The sequence below is a fragment of the Lentibacillus amyloliquefaciens genome (assembly GCF_001307805.1).
Classification (GTDB): domain Bacteria; phylum Bacillota; class Bacilli; order Bacillales; family Amphibacillaceae; genus Lentibacillus; species Lentibacillus amyloliquefaciens.
Genome location: NZ_CP013862.1, coordinates 2,955,050 through 2,972,027 on the forward strand (window position 1 = coordinate 2,955,050; position 16,978 = coordinate 2,972,027).

Below are 16,978 nucleotides of genomic sequence, written 5' to 3' on the forward strand. Positions count from 1 at the left end.
GAAGGGAGCGAGCAATCGTGAAAGAAACAAAATATCGTGTGGATTGGGATGTAATCGAAGAAATTGCTGTATTGTATGAAAGCCAAGCTGGATGGACAAAAGAACTTAATATCATTAGCTGGAACGGTGATGAACCGAAATATGATGTGAGGTGGTGGAACCCGGATAAAACGCGTCTGGGCAAAGGCTTTACCTTTACAGCTGATGAGCTAAGTAAGTTAAAAGTGATACTCGATACAAAAATACCGCATATTGAATAGGACAAGATAACCATTTCACGTGCCAAAAAGGGCTGTTATACTGGTGTCAAAAGGTTGTATGGGAGATGATGGTAACTGTATGCGGATACGAAGGCTATTAACGCTGATACTATTATCTGTTTTGTTGGTCTTTAGTGCCTGTGGCGGAACGGATAGTGCTGCAGAAGATAATAGTGATAAACCGAAAGTGGGATTAAATGAAATTACGTTAGATAACATGATTGCGAAAAAGGATAATAACGAAGCTTTTTATGTGTTGATCTATGATGCTAAGAAAGAATATGTAAAAAGCACAAAATTACTTGAAGCGTATGATGAAGCATTTAAAAAAGAAGATATAACAGTTTTTCATTTGAATATTAGAGATGCTAACGAACAAACAGTATCACGTTTGGATGAAGAATATGAATCCCACTCAGGCTCATCACATAACCCTTTCATGTATGGAGAAATTGCTGTGGTTCATGATGGGAAATTAAGCTCACCATTTGATTATTATGGAGAGTCGTGGAACTTGAATAGATTGATAGGTGAAGTAGGTTCAGAAAGCGATACATTCTTTAATGACAACAGAAACAAAACCATTAAGAAGAGTATTCAATATAGTCTTGACTATACTAAAGATGAAGAAATTGAATTAACGTATTAATCGCTAGTCATAGTAAAGGAACTTACCTGTATTTTAGGTAGGTTCTTTTTTTATGTCTAAGAGGGGAGGTAGAAACATTAATGCAGGATGAATTAAAAAAGCTTTATGAAGATTTAGCTGCCATTTTAGATATCAGCGGTGGGTGGCTGTATGATGACCTCATCCGTAACATTGGGTGGGGAATTATTCAGGCATTAGTGTGGATTAATAACTGGATCGAAGGTGTGGCAACGGATGTTGTCACACTTGGCGGCGTGTATGATAATCCGGCCATGACTCGCTTTATCGAAACGATTCAGCCGTATGTATTTGGCATGTTTGTTGTTACACTTACCGTTGTAGGATTTCAGTTTATGTTGAATAAAATTGAAAAACGGAAAGAAGTACTGATGAATGTTTTGATCGCAGTAAGCGTTATTGTGATCCTGCCAAATCTCATGAATATGATGGATGATTTGTTGAACGAAGGTGTTTCGGCATTAGATGAACCCGGAACGCTATCGGATAACGTCCTTAAAAGGAATATTGCTGATGTCATGTATTACGTTGACAGTGGTTTTAATTATGCAAGTGGAAGCAATGAAGAGACAGTTGCAGGCAATGAAAATTTACTTCCACATCCACCTCATCCCGAAAATAAAGATGTCGGGACAACGGATTATACGTTCGGAAATCAATTAGAAAAACCTTCTTCAATCGAAGTGAATGAAAAACTGGATGTTCAAAAAGATGAAGGCTGGTTTAGTTGGACAACAAAACCGTGGGTGAGTGAATTGAAAGAAAAACAAGACAATGGTGGCCATGGATATGGATTCTTAACACAACGCCTTGTTTCAACAGGTGATGGTGGAACAAGGATAGTAGACTTAAACTCAAACACAGTACCAGCTACTAATCTGGGCCAACAAAGCTACTACAGATATCACGTGAACTGGGGCATCACAATAGCCACATTGGCCGTGACGGCCTTTGCATTAGTCATAACAACCATTAAAATCGGGCGTGCGATGTTTGATTTGGCGTTTCACCAATTATTTGCCATGTTTACGGCAGCGACAGACTTAACGGGCGGCCAACGTTTGAAAAAAGTGCTTGTGGAGATTGCCAGTACATTCGCTGTCATATTTGTGATGTTGGTGCTATTACGGATGTTTATCATTTATGCGCAGTGGGCGAATGACATGGAACAACATATCGGTATTATTGGCACAATCCTATTGATGATTGCTGGTGCCTGGGCGTTAATTGATGCGCCTGATATCGTGCAACGACTGTTGGGTATTGATGCCGGATTGCGTTCTGGCTGGCAGGCCATGATGGGCGGCTATGCTGCTAGTCGTATGGTTGGCGCAGGTGGCAAAATGGCAGCCGAAGCTGGTGGTAAAACCCTTAAAGCAGGTGGAAAGATTGGCGGTGGTGCGGTTGCTGGTGGTGCTGGCATGACAAGGGCGTTGAAAAATAACAGCCATGTGAAACCAATGCCTTCCCGTCGACAAGCTGAATCGCCACGTCAAGAAGGCAGGTTTTCAATGAACATGCCCAACGGAGATGCTTCACGTTATGAAAACAACGGGGGAAGTACTGTTGGGAAAGGACAACCGGCACAGGAAGCTCGACCGACATCTGTCAATTCGATGCAAAGACAAGGTCAATCGGCCAGTATTAGTTCCGATCATTCAGGTGGTGTCACACCATCATCTATTCATGGTGGACAGTCGCAAGAACCAGCTGGCCATGTTAATATTCCGACATCACCAAAGATGACGAATCAGTCAAGTGCGGGAGCTTCAGAAGGCCATATTCATCCAAAACCGAAGCATACCTTGTTTGGTGGGAATCGTACGGTGCAGCGAGCCGGCCACTTCCTGACACGGGCACATAACACTGGTTACGATGCAGGACAGAAAATGAATCATGTTCGTGGAAGTATCAAACAAGGATTGAATAAAAAGGACGTGCAAAAGCCAAAAGACATGCAAAAGGGGCTGAGAGACCATGACATACGAGATTCCGAAAGAGATTAAGGCCAAACCGAAAATTTTAGGATTGGAAATGCGGGAGCTAGTCATTCTATTGATTAGCTCTCTTTTAGTTTTAACAATCTTGCGGGATTTGGTTCATAGTGTTTTTATGATTCCGTATTTTGTGGCCGTGATAGGCTTCATGATTTACCTGTTTATACCATCCGGCCACAATCCGAAAAAAAGACATTATGAATCACTCATTCTATTTTTTCGCCATAAAAAGGCTGTTTACCATGCGATGGATAAACACAAGCAGGAAAATCGTCAATTGCGTCAATAGCGGGTAACGGAAGGAGGTTGACAGTCAACATGAACCAAGAAGACAAGGTGACTTACGGTGAATCTAATAATAAACAGACGAAACGAAGGCAATGGGCAACTAAAATCAAGAGGATTTTTAAAATGAAACAAGATCACAAGACAACGTCAGGGAAGAATAAAGTAAAAATGTTGAGACAAACGCCGGAGATACTACCGTTTGTGCAAATTCATAATGACCATATTCTTTTGAAGAATGGCGTAATGGATATTCTCCAGATTCAAACGAAAAACATTCATGCTTTGAACGATACTGATTTGAATGTTTTATTGATGAACCGAACCCGGTTTTTACGGAGTTATTTCAGGTCCTATAAAGAGATCATTTTAAACTTTCCAGCGAATACGGAAGCCCAGCGCACGTATTGGCTGAAAAAGCGCAAACAGACAACCAGCCCGATTCGATTGGAATATATCGACCAAAAATTACTTGAGTTTGATTTTTTAGAACGTGAACGTTCAAACCGTGAGTTTTTTATTTTTGTTTATGCCGATGACAAGCAGGAGCTGACTGATCGGAAAAACGATGCGATACAAGGGATGCAGCAGGCTTTCCCATTGACAGAACTCTCACGGGGCAAAAAAGAACAGATTCTGTTTCTATTAAACAATCAAAATACGAAATTATAGAAAGGATGATTGCGATGGCAATGCAGATGAAACAGTCAGGCAAACCGAAACCACCTCAACTGGATAAGGATTTTTTAACGGCGATTCAACCACAAGGCGGTATTCGTTTTAAAGACAAAACCATCAAAAAAGGAGATGGCTATGAAGCGTGCATTCATGTTTTTGAATACCCGTCCAGCGTTGATGTGTTGTGGTTGGACAAAATCATGGCCATGTATGATGTGACTGTTGTAACAGACGTCGCAACAATGAATCAGGATGAAACGGTGAGTGCGATTAATAAAAGCATGGTGGAACAGGATGTGCGGTTCAGAAGCTCCAAGCATGAATCGGAACGGATGGATGCGCAACGTGGTTATCAGGAGATGGAAGATCTGTATCGCCAGATTAGTGAAATGGGAGAGGTCATTAAGTTACTTCATATTCGCTTGTTTGTGGCATCACCAACTGTATGGGAATTGGAAAAGAAAGTGGAACGGACCATGTCCAAGTTACAATCATTCGGGTTTAAAGGCCAAATCTTTTTGAATGAAACTTACTGGGAATGGCAGTCTTTATTCCTTCCCTATGAACAGCAGCTGGCATTTCCAAACAAACGGGAAGGAAAAGGAATGCCGGCCGTGACACTCGCATCAGGCTTGCCTTATCACTTCTCGGAACTGAACGATCGAACCGGCAGTTACTTAGGGACATCGTTTACCGGAGGCAATGTACTGTTTGATCTCTTTCATAAGGATAAAATGCGACGCTTTTTTAATGCGGTGGTTGTCGGAAAAATGGGTGCCGGTAAGTCAACCACGCTAAAGAAATTATTGATGGATAATGAAGCACGCGACAATTTTATTCGCGGTTTTGATGTAACCGGTGAATTTAAGACACTTGTTCAGTCCGTGAATGGACACACGATTAGTCTTGATGGCAGTGATGGCGTCATCAACCCTTTGCAAATCTTTCGTACAGAAGAAAATAGCAATTTGGAAAGGAATGAGGAAATCAGTTTTATGCAGCACATATCAAAGGTGGCAACCTTTTATATGTTTCTAGCTGGTAATCCGTCCTCTGAAGAAATAGAGGAATTTAAAAAGATGCTGCGTCTTTTTTATGATTCACTCGGGTTCACGGATAAAATTCATACAACAGGTATTACGTCATTGGCTAATGAGGAATATCCCATATTCAGTGACTTTTTAATGTTCATTCGTGATCAACTCTATGATAATGCTGAGAAGCGCATCATTCGTTCAGAGCTGTCCTCCACAAGGATTAAGCGACTCGAAAAAATTGAATTGGTCATTGATAATCTGGTGAACAGTTTTTCGTATTTGTTTAATGGTCATACAACGATTCCTGACATTACGAATGAACAAGTGATTTTCTTTTCGATTCGTAATTTAACCGGCCTCGAAAAAAGTGTGTTCAATGCTCAGATGTTTAACGCATTGAACTTAATTTGGGATAACTTGATACAGATTGGATCGTTGCAAAAACAAAAAATGTATGACGATGAAGCGTTTGATGCTGATGAAGCGACACGTTTTCTGGTCATGATTGATGAAGCCCATCGACTGGTCAATTCGGAAAATATGCTGGCGGTTAAGTTCTTAACGGATTTTGCACGGGAAGCACGGAAATATTTCGGGGGACTCATTCTGGCCAGTCAATCCATCCGTGACTTTGTGCCGGATCATTCAGACACGGACACGGTCACCAAAATACGGACATTATTTGAACTCACCCAATATAAATTTGTGATGCAGCAGGATGCCAATTCATTGGATACGTTACGGACTGTTTTTGAAGGACAGCTGACAGATAGTGAGTTGGAACATGTGCCGCAGTTACAACAAGGGGAATGTTTATTAAGTATCAGTGGTGTTGGCAATTTAATGTTATCTATTGAAGCATCGGATGGAGAATTGCATTTGTTTGAGGGGGCTTGTAATGGAAAAACGGGTTCTTTACAAGTTTATATTCCTTATTATTGTCGCTTTGTTAATCATAGCCATGTACGCTTGGAAATGGTCAACTGATGATGAAGATCAGCAAAAACCAGAAGATTTATTCGATGAATCACAGCAGGAAACCGAGCAACCACCAGAGCTTCAGGAAGACAAAATTGATGAAGCATTAGGCACTAAAACTGATTCAAATGCTGAAGGTGGAACACAAAATGCCACCCAGCAAACGACTGAAGATCAACATGAAACCACATATCAAAATAACTTTGGTGACCAAGCAGTTACCAAGGCAAAAGAGCAGGCTAAACAAGGGCTTGCTCTTTATTTAGCTCAAATCGCCGACTGGGATAAATGGGAAGGGGTTGTGACGTCTTCATTTTTGAAGGAAATCAAACAAGCTATTCCAGCAGTGAAGGAAGCAAATGTTGAACGCAATATTGAATCCATTGAGCTGTTTGCTTCTGATAAGTTACAACAAAACAACATGACTTTCGGTGCATTTGCCACATGGCATGTAACATCAAATGAACGTGTAGCCAATCAACGAACGCAGCTTTTTTATCTGACTGTTGTGAACCAAAACAATCAATGGCTGGTTAACAATATGGTAACGCCTGATGAAGGCATGGAAGGAAAGAAAGATACATGAAACATATTTGGGGTGCCATAAAAGCCATTGGTAAGAAAAAAGCGATTGGATGGATGATTGGTCTTGCTGCAGCGAATATCATTCCCATATTGATTGGTTTAATCCTAATGACCATCATGTTTGCAATTATTGGCGCGTTAGGCGGCAGCGTTGACGAACAACAATCCAATCAAAATAATCCATCTGCCGGTTATGTTTGTTCAGCAACAGGTGAGATTAATCAGGAAAAGTGGGAGGATATTTTTCAAAACAAAGAACGTTCCGGGGGCTTAAAAGGTTACGGTGATGAGATCATTAACCTGTCTGAAAAGCGGGGTATTGATCCTGTATTGTTTGCCTCCATTGCCATGCATGAAACCGCCTGGGGAACATCAAATGCGGTTCAACAAAAAAACAATCCGGGAGGCTTAATGAATCCGGATGGTAGTGGCCTTTTTTCTTTTCCAACGTTGAAAGAAGGATTGGAGTCCATGTCCCAAACATTATATAACCGCATCAAAGTCGATGGCATGGTGACGATTGAACAATTAGGAAGTGTCTATGCACCGGTTGGTGCTGCAAATGATCCCAACAATTTGAATGAACATTGGGTCCCAACAACGAAAGAGATTGCTCAAAAGTTGGGTGGTTTAACGATGAATTGTGAACCATCTGACCAACCGGACATGGAACTCGTTGGTGATAAATCATGGATATCATCACATACAAAAAGCATTACATCTGGCTTTGGTAATCGGAGTTGTGGTGGCTGTTCGTCATTTCATGCCGGTATAGATGTCGCATCGGGTGGCATTCGGGGAGCGCCGATCACAGCATTTTCGGATGGTGAGATTGTTATCAGTCAAGCAAATGGCACGACATTTCAATCAAGCAGCAGCAACATGGGTACAGGTTATGGCTGGTATGTGGAAGTTAAACATGAAGACGGTCTGCGGACAAGATATGCGCACATGATGGAAAAAGGAAAGCCGGTGGGAACAAAAGTTGAAGCTGGTGATGTCATTGGAAAAGTTGGTTCAACGGGTGCATCAACCGGCGCCCATTTACATTTTGAAGTGATCATAAATGGTGAAAAGGTTGATCCGATGCCATACGTTAAACCGTTTTTAACCGGTAAACAGTAACCAAGGAAGGACGTGATGACCAGTTGAAAAATAAATTGAATCGTGGACGTGAAAACAAACTATATATCAGTCTATTACTTGTCGCCGGGCTTGCGTTTGGCGTTTTTTTGACGTCTAAAACGTGGATGTATGATGACAGTGTGATTGCCCAAACAGCATTTAATGAATCAATTGGCGGGCTTAGTCAAACCACATTAACGCTCCGTGACTGGGAATATAACCCGAAAAATGAATTGATGGAGGTGACATTGGAACGTCATCATACCGGAACAGACGCTGTCGAGCCAACATTTTCGTTTTATGCGAAAGAACAAAATGAGAGTCAAAAATACAATGCAGAATTGGTGTATCAATCAGACAATAACATGGTCGTTCAAATTGAAGATGTCCCTGAATCCTTTCAAGTAATCGGGTTATTCGTGACGGAACATCGTGATCAAAACATCTTGAAACAAGCGTACAAAAAACAGCTGGAAAACAAAGGTGGTGAAACAACGGTGACCGATCAAGACATCAAAGAATCGGAATTGCCTGAGCCGGAAGAAGTCATTATCGTTGGGGACTATCGAAAGATTGACACCAATCAATCATTGGTAACGAAGACGGACAAGGGATACAAAAAAGAAAATATTATAGCTGATATGGAACGAACAAAGCAAGAAATCACCTCCATTATTGAGGAAGATATACCGTTTCAGGAAGAGCTGATTACGACACTAAAAAAGGAAAAAGAATCACTGAAACAAAACATGGCGTTTGAAACAAATGAGGAACAAACTGACACAGAACGAGAGATTGAACAAAAGGATAAAGCCATCGAAGATGCGAAAGGTGAAATCGAAAAACTGAAGAAAAGGGTGAAGGATCTCCGGGATAAATATCAAAATCGTGAAGAAAAACTGAATACTTTAACACAAAATAAGGATGACAAACAGCAACAAGATAATGACAAGTCGGATACAAAAAGTACGAAAAAAGATCAACAAGCTGCGCCGAAAAACAATCAAGATAAGAGCAATAATGGCTCCAAAAACTCGGATGAAAAGAACTCAAAAGATAGCAAGAAGTCATCCAATGATGAAAAAAAACCCGACAAAAAGAAGAAAGATAAAGCTAAAAAGGATGAAAAATAAGTGATGAAAGTGTACGCCAACTGTACGCCAGCAAGGACGCCACGTGTACGCCAAAGGCAAAAAATTAGATATCTTGGAAAACTAGGCTCTGCCTAGTCTATCACGAATGTGATAGCATTTTCCCCTTATCCTGTTCAACACTCTCTGCCCTGAGTGCAGAAAGTTTCCTAATTCATTGATGCCTTGAAAGGAGGTGTATTTAATCTTTCACAAACACTCAATGATGTTGTAACCAAAAATGAATAATCACATTGAATAAAAAGTAGTGAAATATCGGAAAGGATGATTCATGATGGATATACTTTTGCGACGGATTGATGCAAGTGCTATGAAAATAATCGACGAGAAGGCAAAAAATAATCGTATGACACGGAATGAATTATTAAAACATCATATAGAAGATTTAGCACAGTTTAACGGCGTTAAACGTGCTGAAAAAGAATTGGATTCAACTTTAAGCAGAGTCGGTGATGCATTAGAGATTACGTACAACCGACTCGACCAATTAGAAAAACAATCTATGAAAATGCATTTGTTGTTAGCCACTGTATTGGACATTGATCCTGGAGAAACAGATGACTATTTGGAAAACATGTTCAATATCAATATGAAGGAGATGAATTAAATTGCGTGCAACGAAACAACGTTTACATGTTCGACTGGCACCGGGCACTATCGAAAAGATACAGACCATTGCAGATGAAAAGCATGTATCACAAGCCGATGCCATTACGGAAGCCATTGATCACTTTTATGCAGACCGTGATGAAAAGTATGTTGTGTTTAAAGACATGATTTCGGATTTAATGGATGAAAAGTTGGCGACCATGCAAGATAAATTACACCGTATTCAAGTCACAGGCAATGTGGTTGACCGTGATACAAAAATTCTTCTGGAGTTTATGAACCATTATTACTTAATCAATGAATTCAAAGATTTGATTACCACTGAAAAATATAAGACAAATGGGATGCAACAAGCAGAAGACTTAATTCAAAAACGTATCCATAAACATCGTCAAAAGAAACTGGACTATGAAAAGCGAAAGGAACAAAAGCAACAGGGAAGCGAGGCATAATGCATGAGTAGTCCTGCGGTTGTGTTACGAAGTAAATTTGTCACACCTGGGTCCAATACATTTAACGATTATATCAATTATATTGATCGGGAAGACGCCAAACGTCATATTCATGTGAACCAATCATCCAAAGAAACGGATGATTTTTTTGTTTTTCATAACTTCATGGATTATATGGATGATGAAGCAAAACAAGGTGACCTATTCACGAAAGATAACGATCAGTTGAGTCCGAATGACAAGAAAACATTGAAGCAACAATTCCAAAAAGCACAGCAAAATGAATCACCTATGTGGCAGGATGTCATTAGTTTTGATAATGAATGGCTGGCCAAACAAGGTCTTTATCATCCGACAACACATACCGTTGATGAAGGAAACATGCGCAAGGTTGTTCGTGAAACAATGGCTACCGTGTTGAAGTCAGAAGGCATGGAAAACTCGGCTGTATGGACAGCATCTTTACACTATAATACTGACAACATTCATGTTCATATTGCTTCAACTGAAACCTGTCCAACACGTGAAAAAATGGACGTTTTCGATAAGGAAGATCAAACTTGGCGGGAAGAATACCGTGCCAAACGTAAACCCAAGACACTGGATAAAATGAAATCCAAAGTGGCCAACATGATATTGGATAGAACACACGAACGTAATAAAATTGATGACCTTGTCCGTGGTACCGTTCATCATAAAAAAGAAAATGGTGTTTCCTTGTCCACTTATCGTAAAACAAACGAATTATTTCAGGAAGCCATGAAGCACCTTCCATCGGATAAAAAACAATGGCAATATGGTTATCATTCGATTAATGATGCAAGACCATATATTGATGACATCACGACGATTTATCTGCAGCAATTTCATGCGGATGACATGGAACAGTTGCACCAACAATTGGATGATGAAGTGAACGTGATGAAAGAGATGTACGGTGAGGGAGTGATTATGAATCGTATAAACAAACGAAATTGGATGACTTGAAGAAACGCATGGGGAATGCGGTGCTGTCTGAGATGCGTGACTATGCGAAAACGCAAAACGATTTATCGTTTCAGACAAAACGATTAAATGGATGGCATTCATTCAATCAACAACAGTCATTTACTAATCCAAACCAGACCGTTTATGGGTTTAATGCTTCCCTAATGAAATTAAGTAAAGCCATGCGTCGAACATTTCATGATTATCAAAAAGACCGAAACCTGCAGGAATTTGATCGACTAATGGATGGCTATGAATAAACAAAAAGGTGGTGGTATGTGTGAACAATCTATTATTCTATTTCGAGGCTGGGACAAAACCCAGTAAAATTGAAAAAGCGTGGTACTTATCGATTAGGTAATGTACCACGCTTTTTTTATATTATCGTTAATTTTTAGTAAACAAAAAGGATCGCCTCTGATAAAATTAAAGTAACCACACAATAACCATCGGAGGGATCCTTATGTTTAAACATTATAACATGAACCAAGTGGTTTTGCCTTTAGATTTAGAAATAAAAATAGAGGAAAATGATATTGCCTATGCCGTCAATGACGTCGTGGAAACTATCCCGGATGATGCCTTCACAGGTTTCCGGCGCGAAACAGGCTACCCAGCTTATCATCCGCGCATGATGATGAAGATTATTTTATGTGCTTACACGCAATCTGTTTTCTCCGGCAGAAAGATCGAAGGATTACTACATGACAGTGTCCGTATGATGTGGCTGGCTCAGGGATATGAACCAACGTATCGCACCATCAATCGATTTCGTGTGCATCCAGAGGTTAAAGAGTTATTGCGTCAATGCTTCGTCCAATTCCGCTGCCAGCTTGTACAGGAAAAACAGATTGATGAAGAAGCGATTTTCATCGATGGGACCAAGATTGAAGCGAATGCCAATAAATACACATTTGTTTGGCGGAAAGCGATAGAGAAACACAGCGCCAAATTGGTGGAGAAGTCCAATCAAATGTATGATGAATTGCTGGAAAACGAAATTATCCCGGAGATTGAACGGGAAAGCGAGGACGAATTATCCACCGATGAACTCAGGCAAATAGCTGAGAAACTGGATGAGAAAGTCGAAGCGTATGACAAAGAGATTGAGGCACGTGAAAAAGGAAGCGAACGAAAACAGCTTCGTTCCGAACGTAAAGCACCGAAACAATACCGCAAACGGTTCAGGGACTTTGTCGTGCGCAAACAGAAATATAAGCAGGACATGAAAATTTTCGGGGAACGCAACAGTTACTCCAAGACAGACCATGATGCCACGTTTATGCGCATGAAAGATGACCATATGAGGAACGGCCAGCTGAAAGCAGGTTATAATGTGCAGCTTGCGACAGAGGGTCAATACGCGCTCGCTTACGATGTATTCCCAAACCCGACGGACACACGTACTTTCGTTCCTTTCCTGGATCATATTGAGGAAGGTTACTTTGAGCTGCCTAAGTATATTGTGGCTGACGCAGGTTATGGCAGTGAACAAAATTACGAAGACGTCCTCGAGAACCGGGAACGCACGCCCCTGATTACATACAACCAATACCGGAAAGAAAAGAAAAAGAAATACAGAAATAACCCTTTCCATTCCGCCAATTGGGAATATAACACGGAAAACGATTATTTTATCTGCCCGAATGACCAAAAAGTAACATTCCGTTACCTATCCCAACGAACAGACCGGTACGGCTATACACGGACCTTCAGAGTTTACGAGTGTGAGGACTGTTCAGGGTGCCCACTGCGTTCCCAATGCACCAAAGCGAAGGAAGGGAATAACCGGAAAATTTATTATAACGCGAAGTGGGAAAGCCAAAAAGCCTACACAAGACAACAGCTTTCGGAAGAAGAAACTGGCGAAGTTTACGGGCGACGTAAAATCGATGTGGAGCCAGTCTTCGGATTTCTGAAGGCTAATTTGCGTTTCCCGCGTTTCTCAGTCAGGGGGCAGGAGAAAGTGAAAAATGAATTAGGATTTGCATTCATGGCGGTGAACTTGAGAAAGTACACCGCCAAAAAGACAAATCCTACCTTAGATAATAACAACCATTTAAATCAAAAAGGTTCCAACCATCAAAAACTGATGATTGGAACCTTTTTTAAGTCATTTTTGGCTAGTTATGTCCCAGCCTCGTTTGTTTTACCAACGATGATTAAATACGTTAAGAAGAAAAAACGGTTTAACCTGATAAAAAAATCAGGCATAAAAGATATTGACCGTATGAAAGGTTATCAGTTTGAAGCGTACCTGCAAGTATTGTTTAAGGAACTGGGGTATCGCCCAGTTGTGACACAAAAATCAGGTGACTACGGAGCAGATGTGGTGCTTAAAGGTAGAAATAAAATTGTGATACAAGCAAAGCGTTATGGTTACAAACACAATGTTAGCATGGATGCCGTACGTGAAGTATTGGCAGCCATGTTTTTTTATCATGCAGATGAAGCGTGGGTGATTACAAATTCTTTTTTCACGAAGCAGGCTAAAACATTAGCCAAAGCATGCGGCGTTACATTATTAAATCGGTATGAATTAGAAAAGTTTATCGTAAAGATTAATCTAACGAAGCAGCCGAAACAATTCACACGGAAAAGGAGCGAATTAAGTTGACAGTAGTTTTGGCTGAGAAACCAAGTCAAGCGAAGCACTATGCAGAAGCGTTTCAACATGTCAGTAAAAAAATGGATATATGGAGGTGAACGATGATCGATTCTTTCAAGGCAAAACATATATCACCTGGGGGTTTGGTCATTTGGTCGAACTCGTTTCACTGGATGCTTATAGTTAATCATGGAAGCGGTGGCGCTTAGTTACATTTGTGTGGATTCGTAAAATTGTTTTCGGGCAACCTGAAGAACGAACGGTAGAGAACTGTTCAAAGCCGTGTTAAAACTGTGAGATTAAATAAATTAAGATTATTCTGCTAATAAGCAATGCCCACACGCGTTTGCATAAAGTCTGTATTATTCAATTGTGAATAGTCAAAGTCTGCCGTGTCTCCTGTTGAAATGTGTTTTCCATTTTCAGGGAGTACGTTTTTTTCGATGCGGTAATTTCCTTCTGCTTCCCCATCCGGCATATAAGTTGGGCAAGTTACCGTCCACGCTGTACCGGACTGTTTTAAATATTGATAGGCAGCAAGGTGGTCTTTCGCAGCTGCAGTCTTTTTTCGCTTTGATTCATTTATTTCAAAGCGATACAAGTTATCTTGCATACGACTGTTTAATATGCTCGGCGTACCTATCGTGATGATTTTTGAAATACCGTTATTTTCATAGCATGAATGATAAACGGCATGCTTTTCGACAGTATATTGTTTTGATCTGTACTTAATGCACTCATTACAGTATCTGTGTTCGACATCGCGTGTGTGATATCGTTTTGATTTAAAGCGTCTTCTTGATACACAGTTAGTTGAGGGGATTGTTGTTGTAATATTTCGAGTGTTCGGACAAGCGCGGTCACATGATGCTGGTCGGCCAATGCTCTTTGTATGATCATCTGACCCACTCTGCCGGTAGCGCCCAGTACAAGAATGTTCATGACAGGCTCTTTTCACAAGCTTTATCTATAAATGGTTCGTAAGTATAATGGTCACTTTGTTTGTAAATGAATCAAGCAATATATACAATCATAGCATATCTAATTGAATGTGGTCACATTAAACAGTGTGTTTACTGTGTTCAAAGAAGGTAAACAATAATGGAGGTCTCAAAGGATGAGATTATGGCATGAATCATTGATTCCGATGTTACCACGTCAGCGATTACTCGGTCAGCACCGTGAGTGTTGTGCGTTGCGAGGCAAGGGCTGGGGCAAGAATCACGCCACTGTCCAGTATGTGTTTCGTTATAGCCCGGAAAGGCTCTTTCTGTATCATGAAAAGGTGATGCATGAAATGAGAACAAGGAGTTATAGGGTGGATCCATTGTGGGAAGATCCGTTTTATCGAGGTAAACGATGCCCCCGGCACGATTATCAAAGTTTTTATGGAGACACCACTTTTGTACATAAATTGGGAAAAGCAATATACCCGGAACATAATCAGGATTATTTAAAAAAATGTATTGAAAATTTACGCGATAAAGGAATTCAGCTGTCATTGCAGGATATCATACACGAAACGCACAATCCCTGATAATATTGATCCGTACCTGAGTGAAGAGGATGTTGTTTATCGCAACTTCATCTTTTTTTATGAAGTGTTAAGATAAGAAAACATGCGAAACGATCTACAAAAATTGTATAAAACAAACATTTGCTGAAATAATAAGATTGAACGTGCCTCATTGAATGCAGTTTTACGTTATTGGCAGCTTTTGTATGGTATAGAGAAACCTATCTGAAGTTAGGGGGTATAACAATGAGAACCATTCAACGTATTGCCTTGGTGTTAGTCATAATCGGTGCACTTAATTGGGGATTAATTGGATTGTTTCAATGGGATTTAGTGGCAACACTTTTTGGTGGACAGGACGCAGCGTTGTCGAGAGTCGTGTATACACTTGTTGGAATCGGTGCATTATGCTGCTTGCCATTATTATTTGACCCAATACACGAAGAAGATCATGTTAATAATGGGGCAACGAGATCTGATAATTTCAAATACGCTACGGAATTCAGTGAAGAAAATGAGCCGTTTCGTGATAAGGAATAAATTTTAAATACCAGACATAAGTGAGATGAGACTGTTGCACTTTAGCAACAGTCTCATTTTTTAACAGGTAAATACCATTTTTAAGTTGTTGTTAAAGATGCCAATCCAGAAAAAGTTATGTAAAATGTACAATACAGGTTTGTGCAAGGGGGACAATGTATGAGAAAACCACGAACGAAAAAAGAGGAATTAGAATTGACAAGAGATCGGATTTTAAAAATTGCTCAACAGCTATTCATGGAAAAAGGCTACCGAGCAGTGACGACCAGGGAGATTGCTGCAAAATGCAAAATAACCCAACCTGCTCTTTATTATCATTATCCGGATAAACAATCACTGTATATTGCGATGCTGGAAGCTTTTGTCGAGAACATACAGTCGAAAATAGAAGCGATATCTGAAGAAACGATTCCTAAGCGCTTAGAAGCTATGTTGGAGGTGTTATCAAAAGAGCACCCTACAAGTATTATGATGATGATTCATGATATTTTCGTTGAATTCAAAGCGGAAAATCGTCATCACATTTATTTATTATGGAAACAAACATATTTGGATCCGTTTATTGAAATGTTTGAAGAGATGAAAAATGACGGGTTATTGAGGGATATAATGTTGCTGTATGGGCTGGTATTAATTGCTGTGTCTGTGTTAGGCGCGTTAATTTCAGTCAAGACGATAGTCAAAATAGATCCATTAAAAGCGATAGGGGGTTAAATCATGCCAACACTTAAAATGCAAGACGTCCGGAAAGTGTTTGGATCAGGACATACAATGGTGGAGGCTCTAAAAAAGACCAATTTCAGTGCAGAAAGTGGAGAATTGATTGTTGTAGTTGGGCCATCAGGATCCGGGAAGAGTACATTCCTGACGACTGCCGGAGGTCTTCAAACGCCCAGTCATGGGGAAGTGACGATAAACGGTAATAATATAACACAGATGAAGGAAAAGAAACGATCCAACATTCGTTTGCATGAGATTGGTTTTATTCTTCAGGCATCCAATCTGGTTCCATTTCTGACAGTGGATGAGCAAATGGAACTACTGGATAAAGTGAAAACAAATAATCTTTCCGGAGACGAATTACAGGATTTATATCAGTCACTGGGGATCGGGCAATTGAGAGATAAGTATCCTTCTGAGCTTTCCGGCGGCGAGCAGCAACGTGTAGCCATTGCGAAAGGATTATACAGCGATCCCAGTTTCCTCTTGGCAGATGAACCGACTGCATCATTGGATACTGATCGGGCATTTGAAGTCATGAAGATGCTTCAAGATTTAACCAAAAAGAGAAATAAAACAACGATTGTGGTGACACATGATACACGGCTGCTTGACTATTGTGATAAGGTGTATGCCATCATTGACGGTGAAATTCGCTTGCAACAGCAAGGTGCAGTGAACCTTTCATAATTGATTACACTTATAGTTGCCAAGATAATAGAATTAATAAAACCCTCGCCCTTACCTTATAGGATACGCGATCGGTTTTGTTTGTAGCGATAC

The 16,978-nt window shown here is 40.3% G+C and carries 18 protein-coding genes and 2 pseudogenes; 19 read left to right on the forward strand and 1 reads right to left on the reverse strand.

Translation table 11 applies throughout. The annotated features are described in order from the left end of the window. Window positions 1–17 precede the first annotated feature (17 nt). From AOX59_RS14955 to AOX59_RS20755, 15 genes and pseudogenes are all read left to right on the forward strand, one after another. Entirely contained in the window at window positions 18–260 is a 243-nt protein-coding gene (locus AOX59_RS14955; RefSeq protein ID WP_068446709.1) for a YdbC family protein, read from the forward strand. A gap of 58 nt (window positions 261–318) precedes the next feature. Then, complete coding sequence (locus tag AOX59_RS14960) at window positions 319–909, forward strand: hypothetical protein (protein ID WP_082684224.1); 591 nt, start codon at window positions 319–321, stop codon at window positions 907–909. Between the two features lie 80 nt (window positions 910–989). After that, entirely contained in the window at window positions 990–2,933 is a 1,944-nt protein-coding gene (locus tag AOX59_RS14965) for a pLS20_p028 family conjugation system transmembrane protein (RefSeq protein ID WP_068446711.1), read from the forward strand. Then, window positions 2,905–3,213, forward strand: coding sequence for a DUF5592 family protein (locus AOX59_RS14970; protein ID WP_068446712.1), 309 nt, complete (start codon window positions 2,905–2,907; stop codon window positions 3,211–3,213). Before AOX59_RS14965 ends, AOX59_RS14970 begins: the two co-directional genes overlap by 29 nt. A gap of 29 nt (window positions 3,214–3,242) precedes the next feature. Beyond that, on the forward strand, window positions 3,243–3,881 hold the full coding sequence (locus AOX59_RS14975; RefSeq protein WP_068446713.1) for a hypothetical protein: 639 nt from the start codon (window positions 3,243–3,245) through the stop codon (window positions 3,879–3,881). A 14-nt stretch (window positions 3,882–3,895) separates the two neighbouring features. Continuing rightward, window positions 3,896–5,911, forward strand: a complete 2,016-nt coding sequence (locus tag AOX59_RS14980) for a VirB4 family type IV secretion system protein (protein WP_237049277.1) — start codon at window positions 3,896–3,898, stop codon at window positions 5,909–5,911. After that, window positions 5,823–6,488 (forward strand): hypothetical protein, encoded by a 666-nt coding sequence (locus tag AOX59_RS14985; protein ID WP_068446714.1) that lies wholly within the window; start codon window positions 5,823–5,825, stop codon window positions 6,486–6,488. Before AOX59_RS14980 ends, AOX59_RS14985 begins: the two co-directional genes overlap by 89 nt. Next, a complete protein-coding gene (locus AOX59_RS14990) occupies window positions 6,485–7,612 on the forward strand; it encodes a M23 family metallopeptidase (RefSeq protein WP_068446715.1) in 1,128 nt (375 codons plus the stop codon). The genes AOX59_RS14985 and AOX59_RS14990 overlap by 4 nt, the downstream gene beginning before the upstream one ends. A gap of 23 nt (window positions 7,613–7,635) precedes the next feature. Next, window positions 7,636–8,745, forward strand: a complete 1,110-nt coding sequence (locus AOX59_RS14995) for a hypothetical protein (RefSeq protein WP_068446716.1) — start codon at window positions 7,636–7,638, stop codon at window positions 8,743–8,745. A 289-nt stretch (window positions 8,746–9,034) separates the two neighbouring features. After that, complete coding sequence (locus tag AOX59_RS15000; RefSeq protein ID WP_237049278.1) at window positions 9,035–9,370, forward strand: hypothetical protein; 336 nt, start codon at window positions 9,035–9,037, stop codon at window positions 9,368–9,370. Window position 9,371: 1 nt separating this feature from the next. Continuing rightward, on the forward strand, window positions 9,372–9,824 hold the full coding sequence (locus tag AOX59_RS15005; RefSeq protein ID WP_156418724.1) for a hypothetical protein: 453 nt from the start codon (window positions 9,372–9,374) through the stop codon (window positions 9,822–9,824). A 3-nt stretch (window positions 9,825–9,827) separates the two neighbouring features. After that, window positions 9,828–10,811, forward strand: a complete 984-nt coding sequence (mobP2, locus tag AOX59_RS15010) for a MobP2 family relaxase (protein ID WP_237049279.1) — start codon at window positions 9,828–9,830, stop codon at window positions 10,809–10,811. Then, entirely contained in the window at window positions 10,799–11,071 is a 273-nt protein-coding gene (locus AOX59_RS20790) for a hypothetical protein (RefSeq protein WP_237049280.1), read from the forward strand. The genes mobP2 and AOX59_RS20790 overlap by 13 nt, the downstream gene beginning before the upstream one ends. 203 nt (window positions 11,072–11,274) lie before the next feature. After that, window positions 11,275–12,921, forward strand: a pseudogene (locus AOX59_RS15015) (IS1182 family transposase); the annotation flags it as partial. 120 nt (window positions 12,922–13,041) lie between these two features. Next, window positions 13,042–13,428 (forward strand): restriction endonuclease, encoded by a 387-nt coding sequence (locus AOX59_RS20755; RefSeq protein ID WP_237049439.1) that lies wholly within the window; start codon window positions 13,042–13,044, stop codon window positions 13,426–13,428. A gap of 313 nt (window positions 13,429–13,741) precedes the next feature. Here the strand turns inward: AOX59_RS20755 and AOX59_RS20760 are convergent. After that, a pseudogene (locus AOX59_RS20760) lies at window positions 13,742–14,361 on the reverse strand (NAD(P)-dependent oxidoreductase). Window positions 14,362–14,536: 175 nt separating this feature from the next. Here AOX59_RS20760 and AOX59_RS15025 point away from each other — a divergent pair. The 4 genes from AOX59_RS15025 (at window position 14,537) to AOX59_RS15040 (ending at window position 16,885) form a co-directional block, all read left to right on the forward strand. Further along, complete coding sequence (locus tag AOX59_RS15025) at window positions 14,537–14,956, forward strand: TIGR02328 family protein (protein ID WP_068446719.1); 420 nt, start codon at window positions 14,537–14,539, stop codon at window positions 14,954–14,956. Window positions 14,957–15,181: 225 nt separating this feature from the next. Next, window positions 15,182–15,475, forward strand: coding sequence for a DUF378 domain-containing protein (locus AOX59_RS15030; protein ID WP_068446720.1), 294 nt, complete (start codon window positions 15,182–15,184; stop codon window positions 15,473–15,475). 159 nt (window positions 15,476–15,634) lie between these two features. After that, window positions 15,635–16,189 carry a TetR/AcrR family transcriptional regulator gene (locus AOX59_RS15035; protein ID WP_082684226.1) on the forward strand — a complete coding sequence of 185 codons (555 nt, stop codon included), beginning with the start codon at window positions 15,635–15,637 and terminating at the stop codon, window positions 16,187–16,189. Window positions 16,190–16,192: 3 nt separating this feature from the next. Beyond that, entirely contained in the window at window positions 16,193–16,885 is a 693-nt protein-coding gene (locus AOX59_RS15040) for an ABC transporter ATP-binding protein (RefSeq protein WP_068446721.1), read from the forward strand. The last annotated feature ends 93 nt before the right edge of the window (window positions 16,886–16,978 follow it).